Here is a 17,115-nt window from a genome sequence, read left to right as displayed (position 1 = left end):
CGCGGGTCCGTGACGGTGGGCCGCTCCTGCGGGACCGCGGTGAACGCGGCGGGTCCGCGCACCCGGGCGTCGACGTTCGCGGCCACCGGGCCGGTGCGACCCGGAGCCGCCCTACCCGCTCTCCCCGATGATCGACCGCAGCGCGCGCATCGCGTAGTGGGTGCGGGACTTGACCGTACCGTCCGGGATGTCGAAGTGCTCGGCCATCTCCGCCGTGGTCATGCCCGCGTAGTAGAGCGCGACCAGCACCGCCCGGTGGTCCTCCCGCAGTCGCGGCAGCGCGTCCCGGACCAGCACCGCGGCCTCCGCGGCGGCGGTGACGTCGGCGTCGTCCGGGAGCAGCGACAGGTCGACGGCGCCGATCTCGTCCGGGCGGGCGCGCCGCATGCGGGAGGCGTCGATGGCGACCCGGCGGGCGACCGTGAACAGCCAGCGGCGCTGGTTCTCCGCCTCGATGCCCAGCTCGCCGATGTGCCGCCAGGCGCGCAGCATGGTCTCCTGCAGCAGGTCCTCGGCCGTACGGTGGTCGCCGTTCACCAGCCGGACCAGGAAGCGCAGCACCGGGTCCGCGTGCCGTTCGTGCAGCGTGCGCATCCGCGCCTCGGCCGTGCCCATGTCGCATACCGTCCAGGTGTTCGCCGTCTCGGGTCCCGGACATGGTGGGGAGCACGGTTTGCGAATCACTTGTGACCGGCTTGCAAGGCCGGCGGGAACGGCACCCAGACCGGTTGAGTACCGCTACTCACGCCCCTGACCTGGGGTTTCCCGGAGTCTTGTCGCAGCGACGGCACCGGGCCGGCGACACGATCCCCACGGAGACCCCCATGACGAACCACGGCAAGCCCACCCCGGCCTTCATCGGCGCCTCCTGGGCGGCGCTGCTGCTCGGCATCGTCTGCTTCGGCGTCGGCCTGTGGAACGCGGGCATGGCGCGCAGCGAGAAGGGCTTCTACGCGGCAGTCCTGATCATGGGCGTGTTCGCCGCGGTCTCCGTGCAGAAGGCGGTCCGCGACCGCGCCGAGGCGGTGCCGGTCTCCGCGCTCTACCTGGGCCTGTCCTGGCTGGTGACCGGTGCGGGCGTGGTGATGCTGACGGTCGGGCTGTGGAACAGCGGGATGGCGCTCAGCGAGAAGGGCTTCTACGGCCTGGCGTACGGCATGACGCTGTTCGCGGCCGTGGCGGTGCAGAAGAACGTCCGGGACGGGCTGGCCGCCCGCACCGCCGAGCGGCCCCCGGCGTACGTGATGCCGGAGGCGCCGCAGGCCTACTACCCACCGGTGTCGTGACGCGCGTTCAACCGGCCGCGGGCGGAGATCATTCCCGGTCCGATCGGAGTATGAGGAGTGCGGTAAACCGTCTGTTCGTACCCCAGATCATCTGTTGGTCGTCATAGTCTGCCGGGATGACGACCGTCGACTTCTACTTCGACCCGGCGTGCCCGTACGCCTGGGTGACCTCCCGCTGGATCCTCGAGGTGCGCGAGCGGCGCGACATCGACCTCCGCTGGCACGTGATGAGCCTGTTCGTGCTGAACGAGGGCCGTGAGCTCGACCCGGGCTACCGCGAGACGGTCGACCGCTCGCTCGGCACGGTCCGGGTGGTCACCGCCGCCTGGCAGCGGCACGGCGACGACGTGCTCGGCCCGCTCTACACCGCGCTCGGCACCCGCATCCACGACCAGGGCCGCAAGCGCGAGCTGGACACCGTCATCCCGGAGGCGCTCGCCGAGGTGGGCCTGCCCGCCGAGCTGGCGGGCGCGGCCGCCGGCGACGAGTGGGACGCGGCACTCCGCAAGAGTCACCACGAGGGCATGGACCCGGTCGGCGACGACGTCGGCACGCCCACGATCCACATCGACGGCGTCGCGTTCTTCGGCCCGGTCCTCAACAGCATCCCCCGCGGCGAGGACGCCCTCCGGGTCTTCGACGGCGCCCTCGCGCTCGCGAGCTACCCCGACTTCTTCGAGCTCAAGCGCACCCGCACCGGATCACCGCGGTTCACCTGACCCGGCCACATCCACCGGCTCCATGCCGTCGAGGCTGGGAATCCGCGCCGCCCGGGATCGCCTCCCGCCGGATCGACCGGTCAGTTTTCGAGAAGTCCCGGCGCCGGGCCGGTGCCTAGCATGAGGGCCGGAGCTGCGGAAAGGAGCCGGGGATGGCAGGGCGGAAACGGGCGGACGAGGGATTCTCCGCGCAGGAGCGCGCGGCGATGAAGGAGCGCGCCCAGGAGTTGCGGGCGCGCAAGGGCCGGACGGACGGCGAGGCCGACCTGCTCGCGAAGATCGCCGAGTTGCCGGAGGAGGACCGGGCGCTGGCCGAACGGGTGCACGCGCTGGTCACCGAGCACGCGCCGGGCCTGGTGGCGAAGACGTACTACGGCATGCCCGCCTGGGCGAAGGACGGCAAGGTGCTCTGCTTCCTGCAGCCCGCGGGCAAGTTCAAGACGCGGTACGCCACGCTCGGCTTCAACGACAACGCGCCGCTGGACGACGGCGTCATGTGGCCGACCTCGTACGCGCTGACCGCGCTCACCCCGGACAGCGAGGCAGCGATCACCGCGCTGCTCACGCGCGCCACCGCCTGAGCCGAGGTCAGCCCGCCGCGGTCCAGATCGCGAGCAGGAACAGCACGAACAGCGTCACCCGGACGATCCGGCCGGCCCGCCGCCGCGCCTCGTAGGCGTGCCACCACGCGGTGGACGCCTCGGCGAGCGCGGCGAGCGGCGGCCGGACCGTCGAGTCGAGCACCGACGCCCGGCGCAGCGCGACGCTGACCGGCCCGGTCGGCCCGGCCGGGCGCGGGGGAGCGGGCGGCAGGTCCCAGACCGTGACCTCCACCGGGTAGATCTGCCGCTCCCGCCACAGCCGCGCCCGGTGCACCACGAGCCGTTCCACGCAGCGGTCGGTCAGCGCGGGGCGCCCGAGCCGGGCGGCGACGCGCAGCAGCGCCCAGCGCCCGGCGAGCCCGGTGAGGACCTCGGTGAGCACCTCGTCCCGGTCCGGCGCCGGCACCTCGCCCGCGACCCGGGCGCGCACCTGCGGCAACCGCCGGTCGACGTACGCGACGAAGTCGTCCGGCGGCGCGGCGGACATCCGCATCCGTCCATGGTTGCCCCGTGCGCCCGGCCGGTAAAGCCCGGCCGCGGCTATCGTCGTCACCCATGGGAACGACGGTCGTGGTCGGCGCGGGCGCGGCCGGACTGGCCACCGCGGTCCGGCTGCGCCGGCACGACCCGGTGGTGCTCGACGCGGGCGCCCGGATCGGCGACAGCTGGCGGCAGCGGTACGACGGGCTGCGGCTGTTCACGCCGGCCCGCTACTGCGCGCTGCCGGGGCTGGCGCTGCCCGGCGATCCGGACGGCCACCCGGACAAGGACGACTACGCCGACTACCTGGAGGAGTACGCGGCCCGGCAGCGGATCGAGGTGCGGCTGGGTACCGAGGTCCGGGCGCACGCCTACCGCGACGGCCGGCACCACCTGTCCACCACGGCCGGCCCGGTCGTCGCGGACCGGCTGGTCTGGGCGGGCGGCGCGCACGCGGTCCCGGTGGTGCCGCCGTTCGCCGGTGCGCTGGACCCCGGCATCCGCCAGGTGCACTCCGCCGGGTACCGCGGCGCGGCGGGCCTGCCCGGCGGCCCGGTGCTGGTGGTCGGCGCGGGCCAGTCCGGCGCGGACATCGCCAGCATGGTCGCGGCCACCCACCGCACCTACCTCGCCGGCCCGCGCACCGGGCGGGTGCCGCTCGCGGTGGCCCGCGGCCGCGCGGTGCGCGCCCTCTACCGGCTGCCGGTCCCGGGCGACGCCGCCCGGCGCTTCCTGCGGCGCCGCGCCAGCCCGCTGATCTGGCACACCGCCCGCTCGCTGGCCGCGGCCGGCGTCACCCGCGTGCCGCGGGTGACCTCGGTCCACCACGGCCGGCCGGTGCTCGCGGACGGCCGGGTGCTGGACGTCGCCACCGTCGTCTGGTGCACCGGCCTCCGGCCCCGCCTGGACTGGCTCGGCGCGCGCCCCGGTGACGTACCCCGGCTGGGGTTCGTGGGTCTGCCGTTCCAGCACACGCTTGCCTCCGGCACGCTCGGCGGCATGGCCCCGGACGCGGCGCGGGTGGCCCGGCACCTCGGCCCGCCCTGAACCGGCTCGCGCGGCTAGACTGACCGGAATGGCAGGGCAAGCGCTTTCCTCAGCACCGATGGTCGTCGACGGCGCTCATCCGGTCCGGTCCGTCCTCCGGCTCCTGCGCCGCCGTCCCGGGCGCATCTCGCTGGCGATCGGCTCCTTCATGCTGAAGGAGATCCCGCTCTGGTTCCTGCCCGTGATCACCGCGAAGATCATCGACATCGTGGCGAACGGCGGCCGCACCTCCACCGTGCTGGTCTGGTTCGCCGTGGCGTTCGTGCTGCTGGCGCAGAACTATCCGAACCACCTGCTCTACACGCACCACTTCATGCGCGTGGTCCGGGACACCGGCGCCGGGCTGCGCAACGCGCTCGCCGCCCGCCTGCAGAGCCTGTCGATAGGGTTCCACACCCGGGCCAGCTCCTCGATCGTGCAGAACAAGGTGGTCCGCGACGTCGAGAACATCGAGCTGATGCTCCAGCAGGTCGCGCACCCGCTGCTGTCCGCCGTCATGGTGCTGATCGGCGCGACCGCGATGACCGCGGTGATGGTCCCGGAGTTCCTGCCGGTCTACCTGCTGACCGTCCCGCTGGCGCTGCTGGTCCGGCACACCGTGGCGCGCCGGTCCCGGGCCCGCAACGAGCGCTTCCGCCTGGAGATGGAGGTGTTCGCCGCGCGTGTCGGCGAGATGGCCTCGCTGATCCCGGTCACCCGCGCGCACGGCCTGGAGCGGACCGCGGTCTCCCGGGTGGCCGACGGTGCCGAGGGCGTCCGCCGCGAGGCGCTCCGGCTGGACATGCTCAACGGCCACACCGCGTCGATGTCCTGGGTCACGATGCAGCTGCTCGGCGTGGCCTGCCTGGTGCTGGCCGCGATTTTCTCGCTCACCGGCGCGCTGCCGATCACGCCCGGCGAGGTGGTGCTGCTCTCCAGCTACTTCGCGCTGCTCACCCAGGGCCTGATCCAGCTGCTCAGCCTGCTCCCGGTGGCCGCCCGCGGCGTCGAGTCGGTCCGCTCGATCGCCGAGGTGCTGCAGGAGCCGGACCTGGAGCAGAACGAGGGCAAGCGCACGGTCACCGCGGTCACCGGCCGGATCACGCTCGAATCCGTCTCGCACCGCCACCCGGGCGCCACGCAGGACGGCCTGCACGGCGTCGACCTGGACATCGCCCCCGGCGAGACGGTCGCGTTCGTGGGGCCGTCCGGCGCCGGCAAGTCCACGATCCTGAACCTGGTGCTCGGCTTCATCCGCCCCACCGGCGGCCGGATTCTGCTGGACGGCACCGACATGCAGGAACTCGACCTGCGCACCGCCCGGCGCTTCGTCTCGGTCGTGCCGCAGGAGTCCGTGCTCTTCGAGGGCACGATCCGGGAGAACGTCACCTACGGCCTGGACCGGGTCTGCGACGACCGGCTGCGCGCCGCGCTCCGCGACGCCCACGCGCTGGACATCGTCGACTCGCAGCCGGACGGCTGGGACACCGTGGTCGGCGAGCGCGGCGCCCGGCTCTCCGGCGGTCAGCGGCAGCGCATCGCGATCGCCCGCGCGCTCATCCGCGATCCGCGCGTGCTGCTGCTCGACGAGGCCACCAGCGCGCTCGATCCGGAGTCGGAGGCGCAGGTCAAGGCCGCGCTGGACCGCCTGATGCGCGGCCGCACCACGCTGGTGGTGGCGCACCGGCTCTCCACCATCCGCCGGGCCGACCGCATCGTCGTGCTCGACGGCGGCCGCATCGCCGAGATCGGCTCGCACGGCCAGCTCCTGGCCCGCAACGGCCGCTACGCCGCGCTGCACGCGGCGCAGGCGGGCTGACCGAGGAAGCCGCATGCGCGGAGCGAGCGCCGGTCGTCGCTGATCTCCTCCCCGCGGGGTCCGTGGCGGGTCACCACGAAGAACCGGCCGGAGGCGCGAGCCTCCGACCGGACGGTCCTCAGTGGACGAGCGTGACCACGCCGGTGTCGAGGTCGTAGCGGGCGCCGACCACGGCCCCGTGACCGGACTCGACGTGCTCCCGGATGATCTCGCTGCGCGAGAGGATCGCGGCGGCCTGGGCGCGGACGTTCGCCTGCACGCCGCGCTCGACGCCGTCCGGCGCGGCGGCGTACGGGGCGACGATGGGGCGGAGCGCCTCCACGATGGACGCGATGTGGCCGGGCGCCTCGCCGCCGGTGTTGATGGCGTTGATGGTGGCGCTGACCGCGCCGCAGCGCTCGTGGCCGAGCACCACGATCAGCGGCGGGGCGAACTCCTCGACCGCGTACTCCATGCTGCCGAGCAGCAGGTCGTCCACGATGTTGCCGGCCACGCGGTTGTCGAACAGGTCGCCGATGCCCTCGTCGAAGAGCAGCTCGGGCGAGACGCGCGAGTCGGCGCAACCGAGGACGACGGCCCACGGGTCCTGCCCGGTGGCCACCTCCCGCAGACGGTCGAGCGTCTGGTGCGGGTGCCGGGCGTGGCCGGTGGCGAAGCGGTGGTTGCCGGCCAGCAGGCGGCGCACGGCCGCGGCCGGCGTGGTGGGCGCGGGCTCGGCGGACGCGGGCGCGGCGGAGGCGGCGGCCGGGATCGCCAGCGCGCCGGCCGCGACGCTACCGGCGGCGAGCAGCGTGCGGCGGCTCAGAGGGGAGAGCGGCATCGAAAGACTCCTGTACCGACAGGGTGTAGGACACAGGAATTCTTCGCTCCGATGCCCGTCGATACCACCCCTCGGCCGCTGCGATCCGGCCCACATCGCCCCTGCGTCGCGCCTCAGGAACGCCGCGTCACCACGAGCGTCCAGATCGCGACCGCGAGCACCACGCCGATCGCGAACTCGCCGACCAGCAACAACAGGCTGACGATCCAGTTCCGCTCCAAGCCGCGGGCGAGCACCTCGACCACCGTGATGGTCAGGAACACGCTGCCGATCAGCAGAATCAGCGGTACCGGGCGCTGCGGCCGGTCGTCTGCGGGCATCCGCCCACGATAGCCGGGCCATTTCTCACCGCCGGCGGTGAACCCGGCACGCGGTCGCCACGTAGATACGGCTTCGTCCGGTCTGACGCGGGTCTGCCGGTGACGGGAACAGAAGGGCGGGCCACATGGCGGAATTCGGCGCGTTCGGCACGATCTGCGGCGACGGCCGGCTCATCCCGGTGCCGGCCGGCGTGTTCTTCCACGACGGGCCGATGACCCGGCCGGTCGACCCGTCCGCGCTGCAGGACGCGCTGCTGGCGCGCCGGCTGCCCGGCCGGACCACGGTGTTCGCGACCGAGGAGACGCTGGCGAGCCCGCTCGCCGTGACCGAGCTGCGCCGCGTGCTGGACCGGCTCCCCGAGCGGGCCCGGCGGGAGGTGGTGCTCGGCACGCTGCCCGGCTCCCGCACCGACCCGGCCACGCTGCTGGAGCGCGCGGACGTGCTCGGCCTGCCGGTGCACGCGCCGGTGCCGGCCGGGCCCCCGCCGTGGTCCGCCCGGGTGATCGGCGTCGACGACGACGGCCGGGAGACGACGGACCGGCCACGGGCGGTGGTGGTGCTGCCGCGCGCGCGGGCGGCGACGCGCGAGGCGCTGCGCGCGGCCGTGGAGCTGGCCGGCCGCGGCGACCGCACGCCGTGGCAGCGGCTGACCGAGTGGCTGAGCACGGTGCAGCGGATTCGCGACGACCTGCGCGTGCCGTCCTGGTCCGCGGCGGACGAGTCGCGGTCCCCGGCGCCGGACGCCACGTACCAACTCGGGGTCGCGCTCGTCTGGGCCGGCGTTCCGGCCGGCGTGGACCCGGCCGAGCTGATCCGCGCCGTGCGGCCGTATCCGATGGCCGACGCGCTCGCGCTGCTCGGCACGCCCGAGGGCGAGCCGCTCCCGCCGGGCACGCCCGGCACCGCCGCGCTGCTCCGCGCGCCGGGCGGGGACCGGGCGACCTGGCTGGTCGCCGAGGGCGGCCGGCTGTGGTGGGTGGAGCCGCGCGTGGACGGCCCGGGCGCGGTCCGCGCGCTGGACCCGGCCGACCTCCCGGCCGCGTTGCACGACCGCACGGTGCTGGCCACATCCACCCCGGGCGGCCCGCTGACCGCGCGGAACCCGGCGGGCGCCGCGCCCGGCGCGCATCCGGACCACGCTCGCGCCGGCGGGGAGCCGCCGCTGCCGGGCACCGCGATCGACGTACCCGGGCTCGGTCGGTGCATGCTGCTCGCCGTCGCGCTCGGCGCGCCGCACGAGGTGGCCGCGCTGCCCGGCATGCCGGCGGACGCGCTGGCCCGGCTGCTCGCCGCGCGCGCCGACCGGAACGTGCCGGCCGGCCGGCTGGACGACATCGCGGAGGCGCTGCGCCGCCGTGCCGTCGCGCTGCTGACCACGCTGGACGCCGGCACGCCGCTGTCCGCGTGGCTGACCGGCCTGTACGAGACGTTCCCGCAGCTGCCCGACGGCGTCGACCTGCGCGCCGAACTGCTCCGGATCGCCGGGGACTGGGCCTGGCACGACGCCGGCCCCGCGCTCGCCGGTGCCGGCGAGGAGGGCCTCGACCTGGGCGGCGCGCTGCTCGCGGTGCTGGCCGCCGTGATCGACCGCCCGGTCCGGCAGGTGCGGCTGGACGGCGACGGCACCGCACACGAGGTCTTCGCGGGCGGCACCGGCGCGCCGCTGTACGTCGGCTACCGGTTCACCGAGCGGCACTACCAGGCGTGGGTCCCGGCCGGGGACACCGACCAGGCCCGGGAGTTCGTGGCCGGCCGCCGCGTCGCGCCGGCCACGTCGGACGACCCGTTCGAGGCGCTGCTCGGCAGCGTCACGCGGCAGGGCCTGCACGAGTGGCTGCATCCGCTGGGGGAGCGGTCCGCCGCCGCGCTCCGCCGCCACGTGGCCGCGCGGCTCGCCGATCCGCTGTCCGAACTGGACGTGCCACTGGAGACGCTGCTGACGCCGCGGCGGCGCGCCGCGCTGGCCGCCGCGCTCGCCCGGCCGGTCACGGACGCGACGCCCGGCGCCGCCGTGCTCCGGTACCTGGCGCGCGCCACCACGCCGCCGACCGCGCGCGAATTCGCCCGCGCCGCGCTGAGCGACCCCGCGCTGCGCGGCGACTGGACCGACGGCGTGCTGCTCGGCGCCGCCGCGCTCGCGCTGGACCTCACCGCGGTCGAGGTGCCCCGGCACGGTGCCGCGGTCACCCCGGTGCCCGCGCCCGGCCGCCCGTCGGTGTACGTGCTCCGGGACGGCGGCCGGTACGCCGCGCTGGGCCGCGCGATCGGCGCGGGCACGCCGCTGACCGAGCGGGAGACCGAGACCGTGCACGGCATGCCGGTGGAGAACCAGCGGCGCATCCAGCGGTTCGTCGACGCGGAGAACATCGTGCTGGACTTCCGGCCGACGAACCCGCACGCGGTGCCGTACCTGCGGGTGGGCGCCGTACCGAAGCCGATGGAGGTCAAGGACAAGACGATCGGCGCGACCGACGCGCTGATCGGCGCCACGGACGAGGTGCTCGGCCTGGTCGGCACGTACGAGCCGGCGCACCCGGTGCACGTGGCGGAGGAGCTGCGGCAGCGGTACGAGGCGCGCGCCGCCGCCTGGGAGGCCGCGTCGCGGTCCGGCGGCCCGGTGCCGGACCGCGGCGCCGACCGGGTGTTCGAACTGCACGGCCTGCTCTACCTCTACGAGCCACCGGCCGGCGACCGCAGGTACGGCACCTACCGGCAGATCACCGCGGACCACGACCCGTTCGACATCCTGGACGCGGACACCGGCGAGCGGATCACCGGAGCCCGCTACGAGCGGCTGGTGGACGCGCTGCGTGGCATGCACGTGGCGGTGCAGCACGGCGCGCACCTGTCCTGGCAGGCCCCGCCCGAGCAGCGCGGCATGAGCGTCGGCATCACCCGGCAGCATCACCTCGGCGAGGGCGTGGTGCGCTTCCGCCCCTGGCCCGCGCCGCCCGGGCCGGTCCCGCTCTGGGACGGCAACGAGGCGCCGCCCGGCACCGGCACGCTGCCGCCCGCGAACGTGTCCCTCGTGGACGGCGCGGGCGAACGCCGCCCGGCCCGGCCGCCGGCGCCCACCCCGGCGCGCTCCCGCTCGGGACTGCCCGACGCGCCCACGCCGGCGATGCTGCCGCCGGTGCGCCACACCCGCGACACCGTCACGGACCCGATCGTGCTGTCGCGGCGCTCGTCGCTGTACCAGCCGCAGCCGTCCATCCCGGACGGGCGGCGCCCCTCCGACCCGCGGCACCTGCCCCGGCGCGACTCAGCGACCGGCTGGCCCTCGTCACGCCGGCCGTCGCTCACCCCGTACGCGTCGATGTCGGCCTCGCCCCCTCCGTCGCGGCGCGGTTCGGAACAGCTCGCGCCGCACCGCCCGGTGCCGACCGGGTGGCCCGGCACCGCGCCGCCGGAGTCGTGGTGGAACCGGGCGGCCACGCCGGCCCGCCGCCCGTCGCCGCTCCCGGGCGCGGACGCGATCTTCCGGCCGGACTTCACCTTCGGCGCGCCCCCGCGACCGGACACGCCCCCGCTCACCGAGCCACCCCGGGCGGTCACCACCGCGTCGCCGATGCCGCCGTCACCCGCGCGGACGCCGTCGCCGGTGCCGTACTCCGCCGAGGGCATGCGAGAGCTCAGCACGCGGATCCGGCGCGCGATCGGGGCCGGGTCCGGCGAGGTGTACTGCGCCACGGCCGTCTCGCTGGCCAGGGACGAGCTGTTCGGCCGGCGCGGCGTGACGCTGACCCCGCAGGACGGCCGGTCCCGCGACGACCTCACCACCCACGGCGGCATCTGGGCCGGCTGGGGCGCGCCCGTCACCTGGCCCCGGGTGGCGGACTGGGACGAGATCGCCCGGCTGGTCGGCGCCGAGGTGGGGCGCACCGCGTTCGTGCTGACCGGGCGCCCCGGCTCGTACGGCCACGCGTTCCTGGTCGTGCACACCGAGGACGGCGTGCTCTGGGTCGATCCGAGCGCGCGCGCCCAGGCGGACCGGGTGCGCACACACGCGGAGATGACGGCCGCGGCCGGCCCGCTCGGCCCGACGGTGGTGGACCTGCGCACGCGCGTCTTCGCGGCCGACGGCACCGCGGTCCCGGTCACGACGGCCGCGCCGGAGTCCGCGCGGCCGGCCGCGACCGCACTGGCGATGACCGACCACGCCGAGCGCCGGTACCGCGGCTCCGGCATCGAGGACGAGCAGACCGTGATGCTCTTCTTCGACCGGCGGTCGCGTGCCGAGGACCTGGCCGGCCGGCCGCTGGCCAAGGCGGTCGACGGTTCCTGGCAGATCGAGGTCGAGACCAAGACCTTCTACCTGGCGGACGGGCGGTACCACGCCACCCGGGCGGCGGCCGATGCCACCGGCGGTGAGGTGCGGGAGGTGGTCGCCGGCATGATCGAGCGGGTCAGCTCGATCATGAGCACGCACCCGCACGAGGTGAACAGGGCCGCGCCCGGCCCGGTGTTCGACGCGTTCGCCCGGATGGCCGCGGCCGCCGACCTGATCCCCGGCGCGGACGGCGAGGGCGCGGCCATGAAGCTGACCGCCTTCCTCGCCGGCGAGAAGGTGGAGTTCACCACGCTGGGCACGAGGACCATGGTGGGCCGCCCGCCGGTCGGCGACGTGCCCGGTTCCCACTACCACTACACGCACGGCATCGTGCTGTCCGGGCTGCGCGACTTCCTGGCCCACGTCCGGGAGAACACGTGGCGCACCACGGCGCTCGGTTACCGGACCAGGGCCCACCTCGCCGACGGCCTCGCGTTCGGCGACGCGCTGGCGCTGCGGTTCCGGGAGTTCCTGCGTACCCCGGGCGCGCCGGCGGTGGCGGACGCCGACCGGGCGGCGACCGAACTCGCCGGTTACGCGGCGCTGTTCTACGACAACTTCGCCGGCGTGGCACACCACCTGGTCAACGAGCATGAGCTGAACAAGGTCAACATCGCGGTGCTGTCCCGGGTGCCGGCCTTCGCCGACCTGCGGCGGCTGCTGCCGGCCGCCGTGCGCGAGTACCTCGACCGGGACGCCGACCGGATCTGGACCGACCTCGAGGCGCTGTTCCGCGCGCGCATCCCCGACTTCGACGAGCGGTACCGCGTCGACACCGACCTGGAGCCGGACGCACCGGTCGAGTTCGGCGCGCTCGGCGTCGGCCACAGCGAGGACGACGACCTGACCCTTCGGCAGTACGCGGACAGCGCCATCCGCGGCGACGCGGCCCGGATCACCCAGCGGGCCGTGCTCGGCTCCGGCGTGACCGACGTGCCGGTGGACGTCGCGACGAGCGGCCTGCTGCGCCCGCACGTGGTCGTCGAGGTGCGCTCCTACGGCGCGCGGCGGGAGTCGGCCGAGCGGGCGCGCGGGCACAACGCGGCGCTGGCCGCGATCGCCCGCGCCGCGTACGAGCGGGAACTCGCCGTACCCGCGGACCGGCGCGCGGCCGACGGCCGGGCCTGGCTGGAGGGCGGAGCCGATCGCGCGCTCCGCTGGGTGAACGGCGAGGGCGACGCTCCACCGTGGGCGGTCGCGCTCGGCGAGCTCGCGGCCGCCCGCGGTCACGCGCTGGTGCTGAGCGGCGCGCTCCAGGAAGCCGCCCGGCCCGGCCGGCAGAACGGTCACGGTGCCGCGGTGCGGCGGCTGCTGGACGAGGCACCGCACCTGGCCCGCACCGCGATCGTCGCGGTCACCGCGTTCGACGCCGAGCTCAATGACCTCCGCCAGGAGCACCGGCTCACCGTCGTCCACGCGGTCGACCGGGTGACCCGGGACGCGACCGGTACCCACCGCCGCCGCGGGTGGCGGCTGGTGACCGCCGCGAACACCGTGCTGGACCTGGGCGACGGCGCGCTGACCGGGGACCTGCTCGCCCGGGCGCTGGACGAGGCGGACGGCACGGCCCGGGCCGGGATCGAGGCCGGCCGGACCCCGCCCGTGCCCGAACTGCTGCGACTCGGCGACTGGACCGGCGCGGACGCGCAGCGGCTGCTCACCGCGATCACCACGCACGCGGTGCCGGACCGCCCGATGATCGCGGTCGGCCTCTCCGGGGCGGAGGCGCCGGAGGCGATCCGGCGGCTCGGCGAGACGCTGCACGCGTACCGCCGGGCCGGGGTGTCGCCCGTGGTGCTGACCACCGCGGGCACCCGGCAGACCGCGGAGCCGCTGGACCGGGTCCTGGCCGAGCACCGGCCGGTCCTCATCCGGCCGGTCACGGACGGGCTCGACCAGGCGTGGCAGGCCGAGCACCCGGACGGCACCGTGGCGCGCCGCGCGCCGCTGCCGGACGCCGACCTGTTCGCCGCCGCGGCGGCGGTGCCCGCGCCGCCGGCCGGCCCGTCGCTGCCGGATGCCCTGGCCCGCTGGCTGCTCACGCCCGGCTGGCCGGAGGCCGAGGCCTACCAGCGGGAACACCACGCGGCACTGCGCGAGCCGGCGGTGCTGGAGGCGCTGCGCGCGGAGGCCGCGGCGTTCCCGGACGACGTCCGGCTCGGCGCCTTCCGCACCGCGCTGGAGCTGGCCGCGCCGCACGACCGGCTCCCGGCGGAACGGCTGACGCCGGTCGCGACGACCGTGCTGGACCAGGAGCCGCCGTACGACCGCGGGGCCGTGCCGCCCGCGTTCGTCTACGACTACCTGAGCCGGGACGGCGGCCGGCGCGGGCGGTTCCCGATGGACGGGCTGCTGTTCCAGCTCGTGCTGGCCGGCGCGGTCACCCGCGACCAGGCGCTCGCGCTGGTCCGGGCCACCGCCACGACCGCGGTCGACCGGGCGAACCTCACCGTGTTCGAGGTGGTCACCGCGCTGCGTGAGGCCGAGGCGGACCACGATCCGCTGGCCCATCCACTGGTCCGGCGGCTGCGCGAGGTGACCGGGTCCGCCGCGATCGGCTGCGTCGACCCGATCGACCGCGCCGCCTGGGTGGGCCGGATGGACGCGCTGGCGAAGGCGATGCGCGCGGAGGGCACCGACGCCGCGACACGCCGAGCCGACCTGCTGGACGTCGCCACCGACACGCTGTCGACCTGCTGAGGAGGACCCGGTGAACGAGATCCCGATCATCCCGCGCGCCATGGACGCGATCTGCATGGACCACGTGGTCCCGGTCGGCGCCGGCGTCTACCTGCGCGGCCCGCTGGTGGACGCGGACACCGACCCGCTGCTCGACGGCGCCTGGCGGGCGCCCGCGTTCGACGGGCTGACCGCGGTGCTGCTCGGCACCGGCATGATCGAGGCGGCCGGCGCCGGCACCGGACCTGCCGTGGTCCGCGCGCGCGAGGTGCTGTTCCAGTTCCTGCGCGGCATGCCGCCGGAGGCGGTCGACCGGATGGTGGAGTTCCCGCTGCGCGACGACGGCGGCGACCTGGCCGGCCCGGCCGCGCGCGCGGACCTGCTCGGCCTGCCGGTGATCGTGCCCGCGACCGCGGCCCGGCGCGCGGACGCGTCCGCCGCGGCACACCGGGTGACCTGGCTCGACCGCGACGGCCGGCCGGTGCCGCGCACGGACGCGGTGTTCGCCCGGATCGCGCCGGCCCGGCACTGGGCGCCGCACCCGTACCACGACGTCCCACCGTCCATCCTGGACCACGACCGGCCGTACCCGCCGGGCCGCATCCTGCTCGACGGCGAACACATCCACATCGGACTGCCCACGGCGCTGGTCGACCACCGCTACGGCGACGTGTTGCGCGCCCACGGCCGCCGGCTCGACGCGCGCGACCTCACCGGCCCGGCCGAGCCGGTGGACGGCCTCGGCGACCTGCTCGCCCGGCTGGAGCGCACCCCGCCCGGCACGCACGCGCTGGTGGCCGCCGGCGACCACGTCCTGCTCGCCGTCCATGATGGACAAGGCGTCGCGCTGCTCGACCCCGGCACCGGCACGGCCGCCGTGTTCACCGGCCCGCCCACCGGCCTGCGGCTGGCCCTGCTGCCCGGCCACGACCTGGACGTGCGCACCCGCCTGCTGGACCTGGACGCCGGCCGTCCCCGCGACGCGCCGGACCGGCCCGTCCGGCGCCCGGCCGGCGTCCGCTCGGTCCGCGACCTGCCCGGCGGCCGCACGCTCGACGTGGTCGGCGGCGCGTCGGCCGCCCCGGAACGCTTCCTCGACCAGCTCGCCGCGGCCGCCGCGACGCTCGACCACCCGGTGATCGTCGTCGAGGACGAGCGGACGTTCGCGCCACCCGGCCGCGGTCAGCGGCACCGCCTGGAGTCGCTGCTGTTCCAGCACGCCCTCAACGGCCGGGTGCCGGTCGTGGTCACGCGCGGCGGCGTCGACCCCGCGCTGGTGCGGATGCTCGGCCGCTACGGCGCCCCGCTGCTCTACCGCACCACCGGCACCGGAGACTTCACACTCGACAACCCGTGGGTCGCCCACGGGCTCACCGGGCTGCCGCCCGCCACCGAGCTCGACGCCGGTGTGCTCGGCACGGTCACCGGCCGGATCAGCCGCCCCGAGCTGCCCCGCCCGCACGAGCGGCTGGCGTCGTACCTGTCGCTGCCGCTCACCGACGCCGCCGCGGTCCGCGCCGAGCTGGCCGCGCACGGCACCGCGCTCAAGGAGCTCCGCGGGCAGATCGCCGCGCTCGACACGGACGGCCTGTTCACCGCGCACGACACGTTCCTGCGGCTGGCCGAGACCGCGCCGGCGCTCGCCGAGACCGCGCTCGACTTCCTGGCCGCCGGCGACGCCCGCCACGACCGCCTCCCGACGGTCGTGCCCACGCTGCTGGCCGGCGACGCGTCCGGCGCCGCCCTGGCCGACTTCGCGGCGCTCACCGGCGGCGTGCTCGACGACGGCGCCAGCGGCGCCATCCTCGAGGCCGTCCGCCGCCACCTCGCCGGCGACGACCCGGCCGCCATCCGCGCGATGATCCACCAGCATGCGCCGTACCTGCCACAGTCCGAGCGGGTGCACTGGGTCCGCCGCCTCGCCGAACTCGGCCGCGGCCTCACCGAGCACCGCGCCGGCATCGACCAGATCGCGGAGCACGTGCTGACCTGCCCATGACCCGCCGAGCCGGCTTCGGACCCCGATTTTCCCGCTCCCGGCGTGGCCCGGCCCGCACGCTCCCGCGGGCCAACCTCGCGGCGTCTCCGCCGCCGCTCCGCCGCCGCGTCGGAGCCGGTCCCGCCGCGGTCACCACGAGCCGCGGCGCACCCGGCGATCCGGTCCCGGCCGCGCCGCGGTCGCCGGCGGGCGGGCGGTTACCGGCGGGCGGGCGGTCGCCGGCCGGGCGGGCGGTCGCCGGCGGGGGCGGTTGCCGGCCGGGCGGGGCTATCCGCCCAGGGGCTTGGCCGTCATCGGGCCGCCGACCAGGCGGTTCTCCGGGGCGGTCAGGTCCGGCTCGCCGACCTGGCGGGCCCAGGACTCCGCGTCGTCGCGCGGGTAGTAGCCGATCGCCAGCCCGCCCGCGGTCGACCACCAGCGGCGCGTGTTCGCCGACACGCCCCAGACCAGCCGCCACCCGGTGGCGGTGAGCGCGGCCTCGACCAGCCGTCCCGCGTCGTCCGGCGACAGCCAGACGGACAGGTCGCGCGGGTCGGCCGGCCGCTCGCAGCAGGAGCCGATCCGCAGGCAGATCACGTGCAGCCCGTACCGGTCGTAGTACAACCGCCCGAGCTGCTCCATCGACGCCTTGCTCCAGCCGTAGTAGGAGTCCGGCCGGGCGGCCACGTCGTCGGCCAGCCCGTCCGGTCCCGCGTCGCCGCGTTCGTACAGTCCGGCCGCGTGGTTGCTGGACGCCAGCACCACGCGCGGCACGCCGGTGCGCCGCGCGGCCTGCAGCACCCGTTCGGTGCCGCGCACGTTGACCGCCAGCACGTCCTCGAACGGCCCCTCGCCGGCGATCCCGCCCAGGTGCACGACCGCGTCCACGCCCCGGCACGCCCGCTCCACCGCGTCCGCGTCCGTGACGTCGAGCCGGTCGACGCCCTCCTCGGCGCGGACGTCGGTCAGCCGCAGTTCGTGGTGGGCCAGCCGCGCGCGCAGCATCCGCCCGATCGACCCGGCCGCGCCGGTCATCAGAATCACCGCCATACCGA

At 76.0% G+C, this 17,115-nt stretch carries 12 protein-coding genes; 7 read left to right on the top strand and 5 right to left on the bottom strand.

The window, feature by feature from the left end:
- Window positions 1–111: 111 nt before the first annotated feature.
- Window positions 112–615 (bottom strand): sigma-70 family RNA polymerase sigma factor, encoded by a 504-nt coding sequence (locus J2S41_RS17610; RefSeq protein WP_310368966.1) that lies wholly within the window; start codon window positions 613–615, stop codon window positions 112–114.
- A 209-nt stretch (window positions 616–824) separates the two neighbouring features.
- On the opposite strand from J2S41_RS17610, the gene yiaA reads away from it, so the two are divergent.
- The 3 genes from yiaA to J2S41_RS17595 all read left to right on the top strand — a co-directional run bounded on the left by yiaA (window position 825) and on the right by J2S41_RS17595 (window position 2,586).
- Entirely contained in the window at window positions 825–1,286 is a 462-nt protein-coding gene (gene yiaA, locus J2S41_RS17605; RefSeq protein ID WP_310368965.1) for an inner membrane protein YiaA, read from the top strand.
- A gap of 116 nt (window positions 1,287–1,402) precedes the next feature.
- Entirely contained in the window at window positions 1,403–2,005 is a 603-nt protein-coding gene (locus J2S41_RS17600; protein WP_310368964.1) for a mycothiol-dependent nitroreductase Rv2466c family protein, read from the top strand.
- Window positions 2,006–2,157: 152 nt separating this feature from the next.
- Complete coding sequence (locus J2S41_RS17595) at window positions 2,158–2,586, top strand: iron chaperone (RefSeq protein WP_310368963.1); 429 nt, start codon at window positions 2,158–2,160, stop codon at window positions 2,584–2,586.
- Window positions 2,587–2,593: 7 nt separating this feature from the next.
- On the opposite strand, the gene J2S41_RS17590 is transcribed toward J2S41_RS17595, so the two are convergent.
- Window positions 2,594–3,100 (bottom strand): hypothetical protein, encoded by a 507-nt coding sequence (locus J2S41_RS17590; RefSeq protein ID WP_310368962.1) that lies wholly within the window; start codon window positions 3,098–3,100, stop codon window positions 2,594–2,596.
- A gap of 62 nt (window positions 3,101–3,162) precedes the next feature.
- On the opposite strand from J2S41_RS17590, the gene J2S41_RS17585 reads away from it, so the two are divergent.
- Both J2S41_RS17585 and J2S41_RS17580 read left to right on the top strand, forming a co-directional pair.
- On the top strand, window positions 3,163–4,134 hold the full coding sequence (locus J2S41_RS17585; RefSeq protein ID WP_310368961.1) for a flavin-containing monooxygenase: 972 nt from the start codon (window positions 3,163–3,165) through the stop codon (window positions 4,132–4,134).
- Between the two features lie 58 nt (window positions 4,135–4,192).
- The gene (locus J2S41_RS17580; protein WP_310368960.1) at window positions 4,193–5,932 is read left to right on the top strand and encodes an ABC transporter ATP-binding protein; all 1,740 of its coding nucleotides are present in this window, start codon (window positions 4,193–4,195) and stop codon (window positions 5,930–5,932) included.
- A 118-nt stretch (window positions 5,933–6,050) separates the two neighbouring features.
- Here J2S41_RS17580 and J2S41_RS17575 read toward each other — a convergent pair whose 3' ends face one another.
- Window positions 6,051–6,752, bottom strand: coding sequence for a carbonic anhydrase (locus J2S41_RS17575; protein ID WP_310368959.1), 702 nt, complete (start codon window positions 6,750–6,752; stop codon window positions 6,051–6,053).
- Window positions 6,753–6,865: 113 nt separating this feature from the next.
- On the bottom strand, window positions 6,866–7,072 hold the full coding sequence (locus tag J2S41_RS17570) for a hypothetical protein (protein ID WP_310368958.1): 207 nt from the start codon (window positions 7,070–7,072) through the stop codon (window positions 6,866–6,868).
- 125 nt (window positions 7,073–7,197) lie between these two features.
- Between J2S41_RS17570 and J2S41_RS17565 the strand changes: the two genes are divergently transcribed.
- Both J2S41_RS17565 and J2S41_RS17560 read left to right on the top strand, forming a co-directional pair.
- Window positions 7,198–14,103 (top strand): hypothetical protein, encoded by a 6,906-nt coding sequence (locus J2S41_RS17565; RefSeq protein ID WP_310368957.1) that lies wholly within the window; start codon window positions 7,198–7,200, stop codon window positions 14,101–14,103.
- Between the two features lie 10 nt (window positions 14,104–14,113).
- A complete protein-coding gene (locus J2S41_RS17560) occupies window positions 14,114–16,081 on the top strand; it encodes a hypothetical protein (protein WP_310368956.1) in 1,968 nt (655 codons plus the stop codon).
- Window positions 16,082–16,348: 267 nt separating this feature from the next.
- Here the strand turns inward: J2S41_RS17560 and J2S41_RS17555 are convergent, their stop codons facing one another.
- A complete protein-coding gene (locus J2S41_RS17555; protein ID WP_310368955.1) occupies window positions 16,349–17,110 on the bottom strand; it encodes an NAD-dependent epimerase/dehydratase family protein in 762 nt (253 codons plus the stop codon).
- Window positions 17,111–17,115 lie beyond the last annotated feature (5 nt).

This window comes from Catenuloplanes atrovinosus (assembly GCF_031458235.1).
Lineage (GTDB): Bacteria > Actinomycetota > Actinomycetes > Mycobacteriales > Micromonosporaceae > Catenuloplanes > Catenuloplanes atrovinosus.
Note: the sequence above shows the minus strand (reverse complement) of the source record. Positions and strands in the feature narration are given on the sequence as shown.

Bases quoted from the DNA above. Each gene is read 5' to 3' on its own strand.
- J2S41_RS17610 (WP_310368966.1), bottom strand. From the start codon at position 615: ATGGGCACGGCCGAGGCGCGGATGCGCACGCTGCACGAACGGCACGCG.
- yiaA (WP_310368965.1), top strand. From the start codon at position 825: ATGACGAACCACGGCAAGCCCACCCCGGCCTTCATCGGCGCCTCCTGG.
- J2S41_RS17600 (WP_310368964.1), top strand. From the start codon at position 1,403: ATGACGACCGTCGACTTCTACTTCGACCCGGCGTGCCCGTACGCCTGG.
- J2S41_RS17595 (WP_310368963.1), top strand. From the start codon at position 2,158: ATGGCAGGGCGGAAACGGGCGGACGAGGGATTCTCCGCGCAGGAGCGC.
- J2S41_RS17590 (WP_310368962.1), bottom strand. From the start codon at position 3,100: ATGCGGATGTCCGCCGCGCCGCCGGACGACTTCGTCGCGTACGTCGAC.
- J2S41_RS17585 (WP_310368961.1), top strand. From the start codon at position 3,163: ATGGGAACGACGGTCGTGGTCGGCGCGGGCGCGGCCGGACTGGCCACC.
- J2S41_RS17580 (WP_310368960.1), top strand. From the start codon at position 4,193: ATGGTCGTCGACGGCGCTCATCCGGTCCGGTCCGTCCTCCGGCTCCTG.
- J2S41_RS17575 (WP_310368959.1), bottom strand. From the start codon at position 6,752: ATGCCGCTCTCCCCTCTGAGCCGCCGCACGCTGCTCGCCGCCGGTAGC.
- J2S41_RS17570 (WP_310368958.1), bottom strand. From the start codon at position 7,072: ATGCCCGCAGACGACCGGCCGCAGCGCCCGGTACCGCTGATTCTGCTG.
- J2S41_RS17565 (WP_310368957.1), top strand. From the start codon at position 7,198: ATGGCGGAATTCGGCGCGTTCGGCACGATCTGCGGCGACGGCCGGCTC.
- J2S41_RS17555 (WP_310368955.1), bottom strand. From the start codon at position 17,110: ATGGCGGTGATTCTGATGACCGGCGCGGCCGGGTCGATCGGGCGGATG.